At 65.8% G+C, this 17,100-nt stretch carries 18 protein-coding genes; 9 read left to right on the forward strand and 9 right to left on the reverse strand.

The features are described 5' to 3' along the window. Nucleotides 1-165 precede the first annotated feature (165 nt). Together LC062_RS08125 and LC062_RS08130 are read left to right on the forward strand one after the other, a co-directional pair. Nucleotides 166-774 carry a TRAP transporter small permease subunit gene (locus tag LC062_RS08125; protein ID WP_224910528.1) on the forward strand — a complete coding sequence of 203 codons (609 nt, stop codon included), beginning with the start codon at nucleotides 166-168 and terminating at the stop codon, nucleotides 772-774. Then, on the forward strand, nucleotides 774-2,165 hold the full coding sequence (locus tag LC062_RS08130; protein ID WP_224910529.1) for a TRAP transporter large permease: 1,392 nt from the start codon (nucleotides 774-776) through the stop codon (nucleotides 2,163-2,165). The genes LC062_RS08125 and LC062_RS08130 overlap by 1 nt, the downstream gene beginning before the upstream one ends. Before the next feature lie 118 nt (nucleotides 2,166-2,283). On the opposite strand, the gene LC062_RS08135 is transcribed toward LC062_RS08130, so the two are convergent. After that, nucleotides 2,284-3,378, reverse strand: coding sequence for a TRAP transporter substrate-binding protein (locus LC062_RS08135; protein ID WP_224910530.1), 1,095 nt, complete (start codon nucleotides 3,376-3,378; stop codon nucleotides 2,284-2,286). Nucleotides 3,379-3,586: 208 nt separating this feature from the next. Between LC062_RS08135 and LC062_RS08140 the strand changes: the two genes are divergently transcribed. From LC062_RS08140 to LC062_RS08160, 5 genes are all read left to right on the forward strand, one after another. Beyond that, a complete protein-coding gene (locus LC062_RS08140) occupies nucleotides 3,587-4,351 on the forward strand; it encodes a gamma-glutamyl-gamma-aminobutyrate hydrolase family protein (RefSeq protein WP_224910531.1) in 765 nt (254 codons plus the stop codon). A gap of 147 nt (nucleotides 4,352-4,498) precedes the next feature. Beyond that, nucleotides 4,499-5,164 carry a nitrile hydratase subunit alpha gene (gene nthA / locus LC062_RS08145; protein ID WP_224910532.1) on the forward strand — a complete coding sequence of 222 codons (666 nt, stop codon included), beginning with the start codon at nucleotides 4,499-4,501 and terminating at the stop codon, nucleotides 5,162-5,164. Beyond that, the gene (nthB, locus tag LC062_RS08150) at nucleotides 5,161-5,820 is read left to right on the forward strand and encodes a nitrile hydratase subunit beta (protein WP_224910533.1); all 660 of its coding nucleotides are present in this window, start codon (nucleotides 5,161-5,163) and stop codon (nucleotides 5,818-5,820) included. The genes nthA and nthB overlap by 4 nt, the downstream gene beginning before the upstream one ends. A 40-nt stretch (nucleotides 5,821-5,860) precedes the next feature. Further along, on the forward strand, nucleotides 5,861-6,205 hold the full coding sequence (locus LC062_RS08155) for a nitrile hydratase accessory protein (protein ID WP_404829697.1): 345 nt from the start codon (nucleotides 5,861-5,863) through the stop codon (nucleotides 6,203-6,205). Nucleotides 6,206-6,363: 158 nt separating this feature from the next. Further along, complete coding sequence (locus LC062_RS08160; protein WP_224910535.1) at nucleotides 6,364-7,236, forward strand: DMT family transporter; 873 nt, start codon at nucleotides 6,364-6,366, stop codon at nucleotides 7,234-7,236. Nucleotides 7,237-7,268: 32 nt separating this feature from the next. On the opposite strand, the gene LC062_RS08165 is transcribed toward LC062_RS08160, so the two are convergent. Further along, a complete protein-coding gene (locus LC062_RS08165) occupies nucleotides 7,269-8,336 on the reverse strand; it encodes a nickel/cobalt transporter (protein ID WP_224910536.1) in 1,068 nt (355 codons plus the stop codon). A 16-nt stretch (nucleotides 8,337-8,352) separates the two neighbouring features. Continuing rightward, nucleotides 8,353-9,012, reverse strand: coding sequence for a DUF1007 family protein (locus tag LC062_RS08170; RefSeq protein WP_224910537.1), 660 nt, complete (start codon nucleotides 9,010-9,012; stop codon nucleotides 8,353-8,355). Between the two features lie 312 nt (nucleotides 9,013-9,324). Here LC062_RS08170 and LC062_RS08175 point away from each other — a divergent pair, with 312 nt between their 5' ends. Beyond that, the gene (locus tag LC062_RS08175) at nucleotides 9,325-10,401 is read left to right on the forward strand and encodes a Leu/Phe/Val dehydrogenase (protein WP_224910538.1); all 1,077 of its coding nucleotides are present in this window, start codon (nucleotides 9,325-9,327) and stop codon (nucleotides 10,399-10,401) included. 40 nt (nucleotides 10,402-10,441) lie between these two features. Here LC062_RS08175 and LC062_RS08180 read toward each other — a convergent pair whose 3' ends face one another. The 4 genes from LC062_RS08180 to LC062_RS08195 form a co-directional block, all read right to left on the reverse strand. Beyond that, entirely contained in the window at nucleotides 10,442-11,350 is a 909-nt protein-coding gene (locus LC062_RS08180; protein ID WP_224910539.1) for a LysR family transcriptional regulator, read from the reverse strand. A gap of 43 nt (nucleotides 11,351-11,393) precedes the next feature. Then, complete coding sequence (locus LC062_RS08185) at nucleotides 11,394-12,374, reverse strand: WD40 repeat domain-containing protein (RefSeq protein WP_224910540.1); 981 nt, start codon at nucleotides 12,372-12,374, stop codon at nucleotides 11,394-11,396. Nucleotides 12,375-12,380: 6 nt separating this feature from the next. After that, the gene (locus tag LC062_RS08190; protein WP_224910541.1) at nucleotides 12,381-13,442 is read right to left on the reverse strand and encodes a CobW family GTP-binding protein; all 1,062 of its coding nucleotides are present in this window, start codon (nucleotides 13,440-13,442) and stop codon (nucleotides 12,381-12,383) included. A 137-nt stretch (nucleotides 13,443-13,579) separates the two neighbouring features. After that, nucleotides 13,580-14,035 carry a methylated-DNA--[protein]-cysteine S-methyltransferase gene (locus LC062_RS08195; RefSeq protein ID WP_224910542.1) on the reverse strand — a complete coding sequence of 152 codons (456 nt, stop codon included), beginning with the start codon at nucleotides 14,033-14,035 and terminating at the stop codon, nucleotides 13,580-13,582. Nucleotides 14,036-14,184: 149 nt separating this feature from the next. On the opposite strand from LC062_RS08195, the gene LC062_RS08200 reads away from it, so the two are divergent. Continuing rightward, nucleotides 14,185-15,384 (forward strand): pyridoxal phosphate-dependent aminotransferase, encoded by a 1,200-nt coding sequence (locus LC062_RS08200; protein ID WP_224910543.1) that lies wholly within the window; start codon nucleotides 14,185-14,187, stop codon nucleotides 15,382-15,384. Between the two features lie 70 nt (nucleotides 15,385-15,454). Here LC062_RS08200 and LC062_RS08205 read toward each other — a convergent pair whose 3' ends face one another. Further along, nucleotides 15,455-15,895: an AprI/Inh family metalloprotease inhibitor gene (locus tag LC062_RS08205; protein WP_224910544.1), complete on the reverse strand. Its 441-nt coding sequence runs from the start codon at nucleotides 15,893-15,895 to the stop codon at nucleotides 15,455-15,457. 189 nt (nucleotides 15,896-16,084) lie between these two features. Continuing rightward, a complete protein-coding gene (locus LC062_RS08210) occupies nucleotides 16,085-17,083 on the reverse strand; it encodes a 2-hydroxyacid dehydrogenase (RefSeq protein ID WP_224910545.1) in 999 nt (332 codons plus the stop codon). Nucleotides 17,084-17,100: the final 17 nt, after the last annotated feature.

Below are 17,100 nucleotides of genomic sequence, written 5' to 3' on the forward strand. Positions count from 1 at the left end.
TCTTTTCTCGCTAAAATTGCGGAGTTTTCGCCCTGCCTTGCTTTTGCAGAAGCCGCAAAGCTGCTAATCAGACAGCGCTCGGCGACGGGCGGACGGGAGAAACGGCGACACAGCCGGCACCGTTTTTTTACGGGAGGGAAAGAGGGCCGATCATGACATATCCACATGCACCGCGCAGCGCGCGCGGCAGGGTCTGAGCCGATGCGCGCGCTTGCCGCCATCGTCCGGATCATCAGCGGTCTCAACACCCTGATCGGAAACATCTTCTCATGGCTGTCACTGGCCATTGTCGCCGTCTGCTTCACGGTGGTCGTCCAGCGCTATGTCTTTTCCAGCAGTTTCGTCTGGATGCAGGATCTCTACATCTGGTTGAACGGCGCCATGTTCACGGCGGTCGCCGGCTTTGCGCTGCTGCGCAACGATCATGTGCGGGTCGACATTTTCTACCGGCCCGCAAACGTACGGCGAAAGGCGCTGGTCGACCTGATCGGCGTCATCCTGTTCCTGCTGCCCTTCACCTGGGTCGTCTTCTACTACGCCTGGAGCTTCGTCAGCCGGTCCTGGCGGCTCACCGAGGCCTCCGCCAATGTGGGCGGAATGCCCGGGCTTTTCATTCTCAAGACCTTCATTCTCGGCTTTGCGGTGCTGGTCGCGCTGCAAGGCATCGCGATGGCGCTGCGCTCGATCCTGGTGCTGACCGGGAATGAGACCCTGCTGCCCGCAGCCTTGCGCTACGACGCGAAAACGGATGTCAAACCGGAGGCGAGCGCCTGATGGATCCTGTCCTTGTTGGCGAGCTCCTGTCGGGGCTCATGTTTTTCGGTATCATCGGCTTCCTCCTTCTGGGCTTTCCCGTCGCCTTCACCCTGGCCGGCGTCTCGCTGATGTTCGGGCTGGTCGGCATGTGGTTCGGGGTGTTCGACCCGTCGAATTTCGGTTCTCTCGCCAACCGCTACATCGGCTACATGACCAACGAGGTGCTGGTCGCCGTGCCGCTGTTCATCTTCATGGGCGTGATGCTGGAGCGCTCGAAGATCGCCGAACAGTTGCTGCTCACCATGGGCAAGCTGTTCGGCAACATGCGCGGCGGCCTCGGCATGTCGGTGATCATCGTCGGCGCCCTTCTGGCCGCCTCCACCGGCGTTGTCGGCGCAACGGTGGTGACCATGGGCCTGATCTCGCTGCCGGCGATGCTGCGGGCCAACTATGACCCGAGGCTTGCCTCCGGCGTCATCTGCGCCTCCGGCACCCTCGGCCAGATCATTCCACCCTCGACCGTGCTGATTTTCATGGGCGACATGCTGTCGGGCATCAATTCGCAGGTACAGATGGCCAAGGGCAACTTCGCCCCGGTGCCGGTCTCGGTCGGCGACCTGTTCGCCGGCGCCCTGCTGCCCGGCTTGCTGCTGGTCGGTCTCTATCTCGGCTGGACCGCGCTCAAGGCGATCTTCGACCCGGCCTCCTGCCCGGCGACCCCGGTTCCGCCGGAGGAGAAGAAGGACCTCCTGCGCGAGGTTGCCGTGGCGCTGGTCCCGCCGCTGATGCTCATCCTGGCGGTGCTGGGCTCGATCCTTGGCGGCATTGCCACGCCGACCGAAGCGGCCTCCGTCGGCGCGGTCGGTGCCATGGTGCTGGCCGGCTTGCGCTGGCGCCTGTCCTTCACGGTGCTGCGCGAGACCGCCATCGCCTCGGCCTCCATCACCTGCATGGTGTTCATCATCCTGTTCGGTGCCTCGGTGTTCTCCATCGTCTTCCGGCTGATGGGCGGCGACAACCTGGTACATGAGTTCCTGTCCAACCTGCCGGGCGGCACGCTCGCCGCCGTGGCGGTGGTGATGTTCATCATGTTCCTGCTGGGGTTCATTCTCGACACGTTCGAGATCATCTTCATCGTCATCCCGATCACCGCGCCGATCCTGCTTGCCCTGGACGTGGATCCGGTCTGGCTCGGAATTCTGGTGGGCGTGAACCTGCAGACCAGCTTCCTGACCCCGCCCTTCGGCTTCGCCCTGTTCTACCTGCGCGGGGTGGCGCCCAACAGCGTGTCGACGGCGATGATCTACAAGGGCGTGCTGCCCTTCGTGCTGCTGCAGATGCTGGCCATCGCCATCATGTTCGCGTTCCCACAGATCGCCACCTGGCTGCCGAAGGCGCTCTACCAATAAGGAAAGCGGAGCAACGCCTACGCCGCCGACCGCTCCGCTACTCCCCGTCCCTCGCGGACAACAAAAAACCCCGGCCTTGCGGCCGGGGTTTTCCGTTTCCAGCGTGTGTCGCGCCGGATCAGATCTTGAAGTACTTCTTGCGCGCCTCGATGAAGGCGCCGTCGGTGCCTTCGGTGCGGGTGCGCAGGATGTTCAGCGCCTCGATGAAGCTTTCCGTCGTCTTCTTGGTCAGCGCATCATCGGAATCGCGCAAGCCCCCGAGGATCTCCTCGGCCGCCTTGGCACCCGCCTCCATGATGTCGGCCGGGAACTCGCGCACGATCACGCCATGCTCATCGACCAGCGTCTTCAGAGCGCGCGGGTCATTGGCATAGAAGTCCGAGGCGACCTGATCGTACTCCGCCTGGCAGACGTCACGGACGATCGCCTGCAGGTCGGTCGGCAGCGCCTGGTACTTGGCCTTGTCGACCACCAGCTCGGTGGCCAGGCCCGGCTCCACGAAGCTCGGGAAGTAGTAGTTCTTGGCAACCTGGTAGAAGCCCAGCGCCAGATCGTTGTACGGTCCGACGAACTCGGCCGCGTCCAGCGTGCCCGACTGCAAGGCCTGGAAGATCTCGCCGGCGGCCATGTTGGTGACGGTGGCGCCAAGCTTCTCCCACACCCGGCCACCAAGACCCGGGGTCCGGAAGCGCAGGCCCTTGACCGAATCGAGACCGGTCAGCTCCTCGCGGAACCAGCCACCCGCCTGGGTCCCGGTGTCGCCGGACAGGAAGCCCTGCACGCCGAACTGATCGTAGATCTCGTCCCAGACCTGCTGGCCGCCCATGTAGCGCACCCAAGCGGTGAGCTCGCGCGAGGTCATGCCATAGGGAACGCCGGTGAAGAAGGCGAGCGCCGGGCTCTTGTTCTGCCAGTAGTAAGCCGCGCCATGGCTCATCTCGGCGGACCCATCGATCACCGCGTCGAGCGACTGCAGCGGCGGAACCAGTTCGCCAGCGGAATAGACCTGGATGGTCAGCCGCCCGCCGGAGGCGGCGGTGATGCGGTCAGCCAGACGCTGCGCGCCAACGCCAAGCCCGGGGAAATTCTTCGGCCAGGTCGTGACCATGCGCCAGGTCTGGTTGCCCTGGGCAATGGCCGGCGCGGCAAGCGCGGTGGCTCCGGCGCCCGCTCCGACGAGCCCGGCCTTCTTGATAAATGAACGGCGATCCATACGTCCCCTCCCGGAAGTGTTTTCAAACGTTTGCCGGAGCTCTGTTGATTGCCCGGCACAACCAAGCGCCCTCGTTCTGAACGGCACCTTGACTGTGATATAAAACGCATGTGGATCGCATAGACAAGGGCGACCGTGAGGAAGTAGGACAGAATTCAAGATACTATCCGAAAGTTGTATTCCCGATTCCGGCCCGACAGGAGCTCTCATGCGCAAACCGGTCGTTCTCGTCAGTGCGGACGTCAAGCCCATCGATGGCTTCGACTGGCACGCCGCGATTTCCAGCTATCTCGATGCCCTCGTGCATGGCGCCGATGCCATGCCCGTTCTGTTGCCGGCGCTGGGGCCCGCCCTCGATCTCGACAGTCTGCTCGACCGGGTCGACGGCGTGCTGCTCACCGGCTCGCGCTCCAACGTGCATCCCTCGCTGTATGGCGGCGATGCTCATGAGCGCAACGGCCCCTTCGACACGCGGCGCGATGCCACCACCCTGCCGCTGATTCGCCGGGCGCTGGCGCGGCGCCTGCCGCTGTTCGCCATCTGCCGGGGCTTGCAGGAGCTCAATGTCGCGCTCGGCGGCACCCTGGTATCGGAGGTGCAGGAGATCGAGGGGCGGCAGGATCACCGCGCGCCGGAAAGCGGCAGCATGGACGAACGCTTCGCTCTTGCCCATCACGTCGATATCATTCCCGGCGGCCGGCTTGCCGCGGTTCTGGGCGACGCCCGGGTGGAGGTGAACTCCCTGCACCGGCAGGCGATCGGCACGCTGGCGCCGGGCCTGACCATTGAGGCACGGGCGGAGGACAGCACCATCGAGGCGGTTTCCGTCGATGCCCATCCCGGCTTCGCGCTGGCGACCCAATGGCATCCGGAATACTGGGTCGGCAGCGACACCGCCTCGGCACGGCTGTTCGCTGCCTTCGGCGAGGCGGCCCGGGCGCAGATGACCGCCACGGCCCGCAGCGCGGCCTGAAAACCGCCAGGGAGAGAATGGCGAGACGCGACGTTTTGCAACATCGGACTTCGCCGATGAATTGATGACCATCGCCTTTTGCCCGCTTCGAGTCGCACGGGAGGTGCGCCGCGGGCAAAAGAGGCCGCACTCTGGGGAGGAGACCATATGGCGCATGATCATGGGCCGGGACAGGACGGCGAGAGCCATGCGGGGCATTCGCACGAGGGATCGCACCTGTCGGAGACCGAACTGCGCGTGCGTGCACTGGAATCGATCCTGATCGAAAAGGGCTATGTCGATCCGCAGGCGCTCGACCGGTTCATCGAGACCTATGAAACCAAGGTCGGTCCGCACAATGGCGCTCATGTGGTCGCCAAGGCCTGGCGCGAACCGGACTTCCGCGACTGGCTGCGCCGGGATGCCACGGCGGCGATCCACGCACTCGGCTATATCGGCCGGCAGGGCGAGCACATGGTCGCGGTCGAGAACACCCCCGAACAGCACAACATGATCGTCTGCACCCTGTGCTCCTGCTACCCATGGCCGGTGCTCGGCCTGCCGCCGGTCTGGTACAAATCCGCTCCCTACCGGGCCAAGGTGGTGCGCGACCCGCACGGTGTCCTGGCCGATTTCGGGGTCACCCTGCCGGAAAAGACCCGCATCCGGGTCTGGGATTCCACCGCTGAAGTCCGCTATCTGGTGGTGCCGATGCGGCCCGCAGGCACCGAGGGCTGGAGCGAACAGGAGCTGGCCCGGCTGGTCACCCGCGACAGCATGATCGGCACCGGGCTTGCCCTTTCGCCGCAGCAGGCTGCGGAGACGGGGCGATGAACGGCGCCCAGGACCTTGGCGGCATGATGGGCTTCGGCCCCATCACACCCGAACCGGTCAAGCCGGTGTTCCACGCGCCGTGGGAGAAGCGTGCCTTCGCCATCACCCTGGCCATGGGTGCGACCGGCGAATGGAACATCGACATGTCGCGCTTCGCACGCGAAAGCATGCCCCCGGAGCGCTACCTCGCCTCCAGCTACTACGAGATCTGGCTCGCCGGCCTGGAGACCCTGCTCGCCGAGCGCGATCTGGTCCGGCCGGAGGAAATTGCCGCCGGCCACAGCCTGCGCCAGAGCCGACCGGTCAAGCGCGTGCTTGCAGCAGACCAGGTCGACGCAGCTCTTGCCAAGGGCGGGCCGGTCGACCGGCCCGCCTCCGCGCCGGCGCGGTTCAGCATCGGCGACAAGGTACGCGCGAAAATCATGCATCCGGAGGGGCACACCCGCATTCCGCGCTACTGCCGGGGGCAGACCGGCATCATCGAGACGATCCACGGCTGCCACGTCTTTCCCGACGACAGCGCCGCCGGCCGGGGCGAGAACCCGACCTGGCTCTACGGCGTCGCCTTTGACGGGCGCGCCATCTGGGGCGCGGATGCCGCCGAGGATCTCAGCCTGAGGATCGACCTGTGGGAGCCCTATCTTGACCCGCTCTGAGACCACCACCGCCGAACAGGTTGCCGCGCTTTTCTCCCAGATGCCGAAGAAGGGCACCGAGCCGGTGTTTCGCGAACCCTGGGAGGCCCGCGCCTTCGCCATGACACTCGCCCTGCATGAGAAGGGGCTATTCACCTGGTCGCAATGGGCGGAGATGCTCTCCGCCGAGATCCGCGCCGCCCAGGCCGCCGGCGATCCCGATTGCGGCGACAGCTACTACCGGCACTGGCTGCGGGCATTGGAGGCGATGGTCACCGGCCACAAGGTCACCTCGGCGAGCGGGATGGAAGCCCGCCGTCTTGCCTGGCAACGGGCAGCGGAGGCCACACCGCATGGCGAACCGATCGAACTGGGGCGCGACGGAACCCCCGTTCCCCCCGCCTGACGCCCGCAGCCACCGGCCAGGAGCCCTCGCCGGCGGCCAGGCGGGCGCGACCTTGTGGTCATGCACGGCCAAATGCAACCATTGCGCTTTCAATGAATTTTACAACATCTTATAATTGATAAATGACACATGATCGCCCGCTCGTCGGGATTCTATTCATGCTCGGGTTCTGTTTCCTGGCACCGCTTGGCGACGGCATCGCCAAGATCCTTGGCGACACGATCCCGCTCGCTCTCTTGCTGCTTGTCCGCTTCGCCATCCAGACCGGGCTGTTGCTGCCGCTCGCCCTGATCAGCGGCAAGCCCTTGCCCCTGTCCGGACGCCTGCTTCAACTGACCTTCCTGCGCACCCTGCTGCAGATCCTCGGCATTGGCGCCATGTTCCTGTCCTTGCGGTACCTGCCGCTGGCCGATGCCATCGCCATTGCCTTCATCATGCCGTTCCTGATGCTGCTGCTGGGGCGCTTCGTGTTGGGCGAGCAGGTCGGTCCGCACCGGATCGCCGCCTGCCTCATTGGCTTCATCGGCACGCTTCTGGTGATCCAGCCGAATTACGATGCGGTTGGCGCCCCGGCCTTGTTGCCGCTGCTGGTGGCCGTGGTGTTCGCCCTTTACATGCTGGTGACCCGCGGCGTGGCCAAGATCGCCGATCCGATCGGCCTGCAGGCGGTCAGCGGCGCGATGGCCGCCATTCTGCTTGCCATCGCCCTGCTGTTCACCCGCGACAGCGAGATTGCCACGCTGCAACTGAGCTTCCCGAACGCGCGCGAGACACTGCTGCTTCTCGGCCTCGGCATTCTGGGTACCCTCGCCCATCTGCTGATGACCTGGTCGCTGCGCCTGGCGCCAGCTGCCACGCTGGCTCCGATGCAGTATCTGGAAATCCCCTTCGCCACGCTGATCGGCTGGGCGATTTTCCACGACCTGCCCGATGGCACCGCCGCCTTCGGCATCGCCCTGACGATCGCCGCCGGGCTTTATGTCATTCACCGGGAGCAGGCCGCCGCACGCGAGATGGTTCCAGAAACCTGAAGCCCCCTTCGCAGACGGTCAGCGAGACGGGTCTATCCCCAGCCCACCGCCGCGACAAACAGCGTCAGCCCGATGGCGAAGACGAACAGCGCACCGAAGCCTTCCACCGCCCGGTGCAGGACCAGCGCGCGCCGACCGTCGGTCAGCCGCATCGCCGCCCCCTTGGCCGTCACCGCCAGAATGGCCAGCACCGAGACGGTCATCCCCGTGCCGATCGCCATGGCGAAAGTCGCCGCCACGCCGGCCAAGGCCAACCCTTGCGAAATCGCGAAGACCAGCACCACCAGCGCCCCGGTGCAGGGGCGCAGGCCCACCGCCAGGATCACCGACCAGGCGCGGGCCAGCGACATCTTGCCCTGAAGCAGGGCGGGCGGCGGCGCATGCACATGGCCGCAACTGGAACAGACCTCGCCGGGTCCATGGTCATGATCGTGATGCGCATGATCCCCATGGTGATGATGGTGATGACCATCATGACCGTGGTGCGAATGATCGTGGTCATGATGATTATGGGCGACCGCCGCCTGGGCACCGAGCGCGGCGGCGCGGCGCGGGCCGAACATCGGCCGCAGGATCTTGCTCCAGACGAGGAACGCCCCGAGCAGCATCACCGCCAGATAGGAGCCGATCTCGAACCAGCGGGTCGTCTCGGTGATGGCGATCGACGTCATCTTCAGAAGCACCGAGGCCACCCCGATCACCGCCACCGCCGTCACCGCCTGGGCCAGAGCCGAGGCGAAGGACAGCAGCACGCCGCGTTTCAGGGTTTTCTCATTGGCCAGCACATAGGAGGAGATGATCGCCTTGCCATGCCCAGGCCCGGCCGCGTGAAACACGCCATAGGCAAAGGACAGAGCCATCAGCCACCATCCGGCGGTGCCATCGGCCTGCATCTCCTTCAGCGCGCCGGTCAGCGCGGCATAAAACGCGCTCTGCTTCATCGCCACCCAGGCGAAAAACCCGGCAAACGGCCCGGACGGCGTCAGCGCCGGCTCCGGCAGACCGACGCCGAAGGGCGATGGCGCCGCCACGGCGGCGGTGACGCCGACGCAGACCAGAGCGGCTGCCGCCAGGAGGGAGAAGGCCTTGCGCATGCTCATGCTCCTGCTTGCACTCCTACTTGCACCCGACACTTGCCGAGTTGGACAGGGTTTCGGTGACCTGCATCAGATCCGGAGAAAGCTCGCGCTCCGTCGCCGGGATCTGCGCCAGTTCCATCGCCGTGCCTTCATCGAGCTTCGGCGGCGGGGTGAAGGTCAGCGTGCAGGTCGCCGGCGCATCCACCATCGAGAACGGGGCATCCGGCGTCATTTCGAAGGCAACGAAATAGCTCGGATCAAAGACCTCAAGGGTCAGCGAGGAGGCATCTGTGATCATCGCCTGTTTGAGCGGCAAGGTGTAGAACAGGGTCAGGCGTCCGCCGTAGAAATCGAGCCAGTATTCCACCGGATCGCCAAAAGCGACCTCATCCTCGCCCTTGTAGAGGAAGGTGAAGAAATCATACTCGGCAAGGGATTCCACATTGATCTGCGCCAGGGGCTGCAGCTCCTCGCGCGACAACGTGCCGTCCCCGTCCGCATCGAGCCCCTGCACGGCAAACGCGGTGAACGCCTCGTCGAACCGCCAGACATGGCGCACCGCCGCGAGCCGGCCCGCCGCGTCGAACACGATCTCCGCGCGGGCCTCGACGAACACATGCGGATGGGCAAGGGCCTGTGTCCCAGGCACCAAGAGCGCCAACAGGGCGACAATCGCCCGGGCAAAATCCAACCTCATCGACAGCCAAGCCTCCAATGTGCGAATCCACGCAATTATCCGTGGTTCTCGCACCTCCGGTTTGTTTCGGCAATTCACGGCAACAGCAAGGCGAAGCGACAGGGCATCGCATGCAAGATCACGAATAGGGAGGATTTTCGCGAAATTCCTCCCTATGAGTATATTTCCTCCCACATTTCCTGCAAAGGTCGGCAGAAAAGAGCGATCTTCCGCCATATCGCGGGCATATTACCCTTCATAAAACGCATCGACCGACTGGCCAGTCGTCTCCACATGGCCAAGCGATACGACCGCGCTCTGGAGGAAACAGTCATGAACGCCCCGCTGTCGCGCCGGCCAACGCAAAGCGCGCCGGTTTCCCTGTTCGATCACCCCGACTTCGACGGTCATGAACAGGTGATGCACGGTTTCGACGCGGCCACCGGCCTGCGCACCGTCATCGCCATTCATGACACCCGGCTCGGGCCCGCGCTCGGCGGCTGCCGCATGTGGGCCTATGCCAATGACGCCGAGGCGGAAACCGATGCGCTGCGCCTGTCGCGCGGCATGACCTACAAGAACGCCCTCGCCGGCCTCGATCTGGGCGGTGGCAAGGCGGTGATCATCGGCGATGCGCGCACGCAGAAAACGCCGGAGCTGCTACGCGCCTTCGGCCGCCAGGTCGACCGGCTCGGCGGCCGCTACATCACCGCCGAGGATGTCGGCATGACCTGCGCCGACATGGACATCATCGCCAACGAGACCGCCCATGTGCGCGGCACCTCGGCCAACGGCTTCGGCGACCCCTCGCCCTACACCGCGCTTGGCGTCTTCACCGGCATCAAGGCGGCAGTTGCCCATCGTTTCGGCTCCGACGATCTGACGGCACGCACGGTCTGCGTCCAGGGTCTCGGTCATGTGGGCATGACGGTGGCCCGTCACCTGCATGAGGCCGGCGCCAGGCTGCTGGTGGCCGACATCCACACGCCCTCGGTGGAGAAGGCCGTGTCGGAATTCTCCGCCACGGTCGTTGCCGCCGACCGCGCCCATGCCGCCGTCGCCGATGTCTTCGCCCCTTGCGCGCTCGGTGCCGGTCTCAACGACGCCAGCATTCCCGAACTGGGCGCCCCGATTGTCGCCGGCGCCGCCAACAACCAGCTTGCCGAAGCCCGCCATGGCACCATGCTGCGCGCGCGCGGTGTGCTCTACGCCCCCGACTATGCCATCAACGCCGGCGGCGTGATCTCCATCGCCCTCGCCCGCCCGGGTGGCGACGACAGCGCGGCACGCGCCAAGGTGCTCGCCATCGGCTCAACCCTGATGGATATCTTCCAGCGCGCGGATGCGCTCGATCTGTCGACCCAGGACGTGGCCGACCAGATCGCCCGGGAACGGCTGGACGGTCGCTGAGGCGCGTCTTCACGAGGCGGCGGGGCGATCCGCCGCCTCCTCAGCAGATTTCGCCGCGCTTGCGCTTGGCGGCGAACCAGTCTGAGAGAAAATCGACAAAGGCCCGCACCTTGCCCGACAGATGGCGCCGGTGCGGGTAGACGACGTGGATCGCCTGGCCGTCGTGCTGGTGGTCGTGCAGCACCTCGACGAGATCGCCCGCCACCATGTCCCGGTGCACGAACAGATGCGGCGTGCGCAAGAACCCAAGGCCGCGCAGCGCCGCCGCCCGCGCCGCCTGGGCGCTGTTCACCTCGACCCGGCCGGAGACCGCCACGCTGATCCGCCCTGCCTCTCCCTTGAACTGCCAGTTGTTGCGGAACCGGTAGTTGCTGTCGATGATGCAGGGAAGCTCCGCCAGATCCTGCGGCTGACGCGGGACCCCGTAGCGTTCGATCACCGCCGGCGTCGCGCAGATCACACCGCGGAACGGTGCCAGTTTGCGGGCGATCAGGCTGGAGTCGGTCAATTCGCTCACCCGGATCGCCACGTCGAAGCCTTCCTCGACCAGATCGACGAACCGGTCCTCCAGCCGCAGATCGATCGAGATATCCGGCTCGGCGACCAGGAAGTCCATCACCGCCTGATTGATGAAATCATCGCCCATGGAGCGCGGCGCACTGATCCTGAGCTTGCCCCGCGCCGCCTGATGGGTGTTCTGGACCGACGCCTTGAGATCATCGATCCGGGTGAGGATATCGCTCGCCTCCTTGTAGAAGGCATGGCCAACCTCGGTCATCGAGATCTGCCGGGTGGTCCGGTTGAGCAGCCGGGCCCCCAGCTCGTCCTCCAGCTCGCCGACATATTTCGACACCAGCGCCTTGGAACGGCCCAGCTCGCGCGCGGCGGCGGAAAAACCGCCCGCATCGACCACCTTCAGGAAACAGCGCATCCTGCTCAGTGTATCCACGAATGCCTCCCCCCGATCATGACCTGTCGCCGGTAAGCACCGGTCAGCCGGCCAGCGAGATCAACCCGGCCTCGCCCTCCTCGGTGCCGAACACCAATCGCGCACCGGCGCCATCCCAGGCGAGGGTGCTGATGCCGCTGCGGCCCGGCCGGCGCAACAAGACCTCCTGCTGATCGGCGAACCGCACCGCCAGAACCATGCCGTCCTGATAGCCGATGGCGATCACCTCCTCGCCCGGATGACAGGCGACCCGTGTCACCAGCTGATCGGAGCGGGTGCCGAGCTGCAAGGGCTGCTGCCCCATCGGTCCGGTCTTGCCGAAGAACGGCCAGAGGATCGCCGCGTTGGCACCGGAGGTGGCCAGATACCGTCCGCGCGCTGACCAGTCGACGGATTTCACCTTGCCCGGATAACCGGTCATGCGCATGTCCTGACCATCCGACAGGCGCCAGCCATGCAGGGCATTTTCCGGCATGGTGGTGACCACGTATTTGCCGTCCGGCGAGAACAGGACGCGGGCATGGGCGCCCTTCCAGGCAAGCTCCTGCGCCGGCGCCTGGGTGTTCACCCAGTGAAGCGTGACCCCGTCGTAGCGGGCCACCGCCAGTCGCAACCCCTTCGGCGCGAAGGCCAACCCGCCAACCGCCCGCGCGGCCGAGAAATCGCGCAACTCGCCCGAGGCCAGCCGCACATGGGCGTTTCGCCCGGAGGCGAACCCCACCGCCCCTTGCGGCCCGGCGGCAACGATGTCGATCCACTTGCGCGGCAGTTCGGCCAGGGTTTCGACAGTGCCATCGACAGCGGTGCGCCGCACCAGGCCATCATCCCCGCCGGTGATCAGCGCCGCGCCGTCCTGGCTGCGGCAGGCGGCCAGCAAACCGCCCTGATGCACCTCGACGGACCGCTCCGCCCCGTCCGGAAAGAGACGCACCGTGCCATCGCCAAGGGCAAAGATCGGGGTGTCGCCCAGAAAACCGGCGGCAACGACGAAGCCGCCGAACTCATAAGGTGCCAGTGTCAACATCCCCGCTCAGGCCTCGCACGCCTTGAAACCGGTCGTGAGCGCCGCGAAATCGAGATCCCGGCCGATCACCACCAGCCGGCTTTCGCGCGCCTCATCCGCCTTCCAGTCGCGCTGATGATCGCCTTCCAGGATCATGTGCACCCCTTGCACCACATAGCGCTGCGGATCGTCGCGGAAGGCCATGATGCCCTTCAGCCGCAGGATGTTCGGCCCCTGCACCTGGCTGACATTGCCGATCCACTGAAAGAACACCTGCGGGTCGAGCTCGCCGGCGGTGATCGACACGCTCTTCACCGCATGGGGCGCGTCATGCGCATGAGCGTGATCATGGTCATGGTGGTGGTGCCCGTGGTCATGATCGTGCCCGTGGTCGTGGTCGCAATCGGGCCCGCATTCATGCGCATGCTCGGCCGGTTCCAGGAAATGCGGGTCGAGCGACAGCACCCGGTCCAGATCGAACGCCCCCCGGTTCAGCACTGCGTCGAGCGCGACCGAGCAGCGTTCGGTCCGGTGCAGCCGCGCATACGGGTTGATCGACTGGATCCGTGCCTCCACCGCCGCAAGCTCGGCGGCGGTGACCAGATCGGTCTTGTTGAGCAGGACCACATCGGCGAAGGCGATCTGGTCCTCGGCCTCGCTGGTGTCGGCAAGGCGCTGCAGCACATGCCGGCAATCGACCACCGCGACCACCGCATCGAGCTTGGCCTTGTCGCGCACATCGTCGTCCATGAAGAAGGTCTGCGCCACCGGTGCCGGATCGGCGACGCCGGTGGTTTCCACGACGATGGCGTCGAAGCTGCCCTTGCGCTTCATCAGGTTCTCGACGGTGCGGATCAGATCGCCGCGCACGGTGCAGCAGATGCAGCCGTTGTTCATCTCGAAGATCTCCTCGTCGGATTCCACGAGAAGATCATTGTCGATGCCGATTTCGCCGAACTCGTTGACGATCACCGCATAGCGGGTGCCGTGATTCTCGCTGAGAATGCGGTTGAGCAAGGTGGTCTTTCCGGCGCCGAGATAGCCGGTCAGCACGGTTACGGGGATCTTGCCGTCGTTTGCAGTCGTCATCGAACCTGAAGCCTTTTCGGTCAGCCGGGGCCGGCGCCGGTTCAAGACGAACCGCACCGGGAAGAGATCTTGTGCCGCACTATAGCGTTTTGCCGGCCATGGCAAAGGGGCGCGTGGGTGTCGCCGCGCCGCGCGGCCTACAGCAGGAAGGGATAGCCCCCTTCATGCCGTAGAAGGGCGATCTTGGTGTCGGTCCCGCCGTCGCCCGAGTAGCCGCCAAGGCCGTTTGCCGACAGCACCCGGTGGCAGGGGATGATGATCGGGATGGGGTTGGCGCCACAGGCGCGCCCGACCGGCTGGCCGTAGCTGCCAAGGTCCCGGGCGATCTCGCCATAGCTGCGGGTCTCCCCATAGGGAATCGCCAGCATGGCCGCATGCACCTGTTGCTGGAACGCGCCGCCCGCTGGCGCCAGCGGCAGATCGAACACCGTCAGCGTGCCGGCGAAATAGCGCTCCAGCTGCGCCAGCGCCGCATCGAGCACCGGCGAGGAGCCAGCCTCCCCGGTCCGCTCCCAGCCGAGCCGGACGATGGCCCCGTCCCGCGCCTCGACCTCCAGCAAACCGACCGATGTCTCAAGATGGGCAAGGGGCATGGCATCCTCGTTCCGCCGCCGGGCGCGGCCAGCATAGGCCCCACCTGGACCGCCTGTCGATTGCCAGGTGCTTTCCTTCCGCCGCCCGGCACCGTAACAAGAAGCAAGAGGGCCGCACAGCGCGAAAGGCCGCCAAGGGAGGGGAACGGATGCTCACGACCATCGAAGGGTTCGACAGGATTGGCGAGGAAAACGCCTTCGCCGTGCTGGCCCGGGCGACCCGGCTGGCCGATGAGGGCCGCGACATCATCAATCTCGGCATCGGCCAGCCCGATTTCCGCACGCCCGAGCACATTGTCGAAGCCGCCATCAAGGCGCTGCGCGACGGTCATCACGGCTATACCCCGGCCACCGGCATCCTGCCGCTGCGCGAGGCGGTGGCCGCCGATGTCGCGCGGCGCACCGGCGCCGAGGCATCGCCTGAAAACATCATGATCGTGCCCGGCGGCAAGGTCACCATGTTCATGGCGATCCTGATGTTCGGCGCCCCGGGCGTCGATATCCTCTACCCCGACCCGGGCTTTCCTATCTACCGCTCGATGATCGAGTTCACCGGCGCCCGGCCCGTGCCGGTGCCGATCCGCGAGAGCAACGACTTTGCCTTTTCCGCCGAGGAAACCCTTGAGCTGCTGACGCCGCAAACACGGCTTCTGATCCTCAATTCGCCGGCCAACCCGACCGGCGGCGTCACCCCGCGCGCCGAGATCGAGAAGCTCGTCGCCGGCCTTGCCGACCGGCCGGACATCGCCATTCTCTCCGATGAGATCTACGGTCAGATGACCTATGACGGGGCGGAACACTGCTCGCTGATGGGTTTTGAGGCCCTGCGCGACCGGCTGATCCTGCTCGATGGCTGGTCCAAGACCTATGCCATGACCGGCTGGCGCCTGGGCTACGCGGTCTGGCCGGACCAGTTGATCGACAAGGCGCGCAAGCTGGCGGTCAATGCCTGGTCCTGCGTCAACGCGCCGGCGCAATTCGCCGGTCTGGCCGCACTGACCGGACCGCAAGACGCGGTCGCCGACATGATGCACGAATTCGATATGCGGCGGAAACTGGTGGTCGATGGGCTGAACGCCCTGCCCGGGGTCAGCGCCCGCACGCCGATGGGCGCGTTCTATGCCTTCCCGAACATTTCAGCGACCGGCTGGCAGGCAAAGCCCCTGGCCGGCGCCTTGCTGGAAGACGCCGGTGTGGCGGTGATCGGCGGCCCGGATTTCGGCACGCTCGGCGAGGGGTATATTCGCCTGTCCTACGCCAATTCGGCGGAGAACATCGCCCGGGCGCTCACGCGGATGAAGCTGTTTCTTGAAGAGAACCAGGGCACCGCGGCCGCCGCCGGCCGATAGCTGGCATCAGCCACGAGGAGGAGGCCGGCTCCGGCCGGCCCACCTGCAACGAATGTCCTGAAGATCCGCGTCAGCGCACGGTCGGGATCAGCGCGGAGACGGCGACGGTGGTCTCCGGGATCAGCGTCAGGAACACACCGGACGGCTCCACCGAGACGAGCCCCTCGCTTTCGCCCACGTCGAACGCCGCCAGCATCGCGCCCGTGTCATCAACAAGGGCAAGGCCGCCCTCGCGCATCGCCACCCAACCAGCGACATCCTGCGCTCCGGAAAACAGCGCCTGGCAATCGTCCGCCCGTGCGGTGAATACCCCGGCAGGACCGGCAACCGCAGCCGGCCGCGCGCCCAGAACCAGCGTACAATTGGCGCCGGACATCTCGTCGACCAGTTGCCAGTTGCCGGAGACCGTGCGTGCCAATTGCTCGGCCCCGGTGATGCCGGTTCCGAAAAACAACAGTGCGAACAGCGCCCAGGACACCAGGACGCCGATCTGATTGAACTGCTTGCCCATGATCTCGCTCCTTGCTCGGCCGGCGATCTGCCGGCACATGGGAGCCTGGCGGCCCGGCTTCCGGTCGAAGGACGCGCGGGCGTCATCGCCGCGCGCCGCGAAATATCGCCGGAAGTCCTCAGAACAAGCCGCCTGCCTGATGCCAGTATGCGAAAAGGGCGTTAACGCATCGTTAAGGATAAAAATTCGTTAAGATGGCCCTGTAACGGTTACAGGTGTCTGCGGTACTGGGGTCTCGGGCACCGGCGTCAGGGGGCGGCCTTCGCCGAACCAGCTCGCCAGATTGTCGACCACCAGCTGCCCCATCCCGTCGCGGGTGTGTTGCGAGGCCGACCCCACATGCGGCAGCAGCACCACATTGTCCATGTCGATCAGCGCCTGCGGCACCCTTGGCTCATGCTCGAACACATCGAGCCCGGCGGCCAGGATCGTGCCTGCCTTCAGCGCCTCGATCAGCGCCGCCTCGTCGATCACCGTGCCCCGGCCGATGTTGATCACAATCCCCTCTGGGCCCAGCGCCTTGAGGATCTTCGCATCGATCAGATGCCGGGTTTCCGCCCCGCCCGGCGCCACCACCATCAACGTGTCGCAGGCCCCCGCCAGCCCCTCCAGCGTCTCGAAATAGGGATAGGCCACATCCTCCTGCCGGTGGCGGCCGTGATACATCACTGTCAAGCCGAAGGCCTCGGCCCGCCGGGCGATCGCCTTGCCGATCCGGCCAAGACCGAGGATGCCGAGCGTGCGCCCGCGCAAGGTGGTCCGGGTCAGCGGATAGGCCCCATCCCGCGCCCAGCGTCCGGCCCGCAGCCAGCGTTCCGAGGCGGACAACTCCCGCGCGGTCATCAAAAGAAGACCCAGCGCGGTATCGGCCACCTCCTCCGTCAAGACATCCGGCGTGTTGGTGACGACAATGCCGCCCTCGGCGCAACAGGCAACGTCAACGGAATCGTAGCCGACGCCGAAATTGGCGACGATCTCCAGCGCCGGCAGCCGCTGCAGCAGCTCCGGGCCGACCGGCGCATGCGCCCCGGAGGCGACACCGCGCACCCGCGACAAGGCCACATCGCTGGTATCCGCGCCCGTCACCAGCGTGAATCGCTCCCGTAGCTGCCGCTCCACCAGCGCCGGCATGCGGCCCACCATCAGGATCTCCACCGCCGACATCACGCCATCTCCCTCACTGTCCATCTTGTCCGCTGTCTCCC

The organism is Stappia indica (assembly GCF_020177335.1).
Lineage (GTDB): Bacteria > Pseudomonadota > Alphaproteobacteria > Rhizobiales > Stappiaceae > Stappia > Stappia indica_B.

Excerpts from the sequence above, each read along its gene's own strand:
- LC062_RS08125 (WP_224910528.1), top strand. The coding sequence starts at position 166 with ATGCACCGCGCAGCGCGCGCGGCAGGGTCTGAGCCGATGCGCGCGCTT.
- LC062_RS08130 (WP_224910529.1), top strand. The coding sequence starts at position 774 with ATGGATCCTGTCCTTGTTGGCGAGCTCCTGTCGGGGCTCATGTTTTTC.
- LC062_RS08135 (WP_224910530.1), bottom strand. The coding sequence starts at position 3,378 with ATGGATCGCCGTTCATTTATCAAGAAGGCCGGGCTCGTCGGAGCGGGC.
- LC062_RS08140 (WP_224910531.1), top strand. The coding sequence starts at position 3,587 with ATGCGCAAACCGGTCGTTCTCGTCAGTGCGGACGTCAAGCCCATCGAT.
- nthA (WP_224910532.1), top strand. The coding sequence starts at position 4,499 with ATGGCGCATGATCATGGGCCGGGACAGGACGGCGAGAGCCATGCGGGG.
- nthB (WP_224910533.1), top strand. The coding sequence starts at position 5,161 with ATGAACGGCGCCCAGGACCTTGGCGGCATGATGGGCTTCGGCCCCATC.
- LC062_RS08155 (WP_404829697.1), top strand. The coding sequence starts at position 5,861 with ATGCCGAAGAAGGGCACCGAGCCGGTGTTTCGCGAACCCTGGGAGGCC.
- LC062_RS08160 (WP_224910535.1), top strand. The coding sequence starts at position 6,364 with ATGCTCGGGTTCTGTTTCCTGGCACCGCTTGGCGACGGCATCGCCAAG.
- LC062_RS08165 (WP_224910536.1), bottom strand. The coding sequence starts at position 8,336 with ATGAGCATGCGCAAGGCCTTCTCCCTCCTGGCGGCAGCCGCTCTGGTC.
- LC062_RS08170 (WP_224910537.1), bottom strand. The coding sequence starts at position 9,012 with ATGAGGTTGGATTTTGCCCGGGCGATTGTCGCCCTGTTGGCGCTCTTG.
- LC062_RS08175 (WP_224910538.1), top strand. The coding sequence starts at position 9,325 with ATGAACGCCCCGCTGTCGCGCCGGCCAACGCAAAGCGCGCCGGTTTCC.
- LC062_RS08185 (WP_224910540.1), bottom strand. The coding sequence starts at position 12,374 with ATGTTGACACTGGCACCTTATGAGTTCGGCGGCTTCGTCGTTGCCGCC.
- LC062_RS08190 (WP_224910541.1), bottom strand. The coding sequence starts at position 13,442 with ATGACGACTGCAAACGACGGCAAGATCCCCGTAACCGTGCTGACCGGC.
- LC062_RS08195 (WP_224910542.1), bottom strand. The coding sequence starts at position 14,035 with ATGCCCCTTGCCCATCTTGAGACATCGGTCGGTTTGCTGGAGGTCGAG.
- LC062_RS08200 (WP_224910543.1), top strand. The coding sequence starts at position 14,185 with ATGCTCACGACCATCGAAGGGTTCGACAGGATTGGCGAGGAAAACGCC.
- LC062_RS08205 (WP_224910544.1), bottom strand. The coding sequence starts at position 15,895 with ATGGGCAAGCAGTTCAATCAGATCGGCGTCCTGGTGTCCTGGGCGCTG.
- LC062_RS08210 (WP_224910545.1), bottom strand. The coding sequence starts at position 17,083 with ATGGACAGTGAGGGAGATGGCGTGATGTCGGCGGTGGAGATCCTGATG.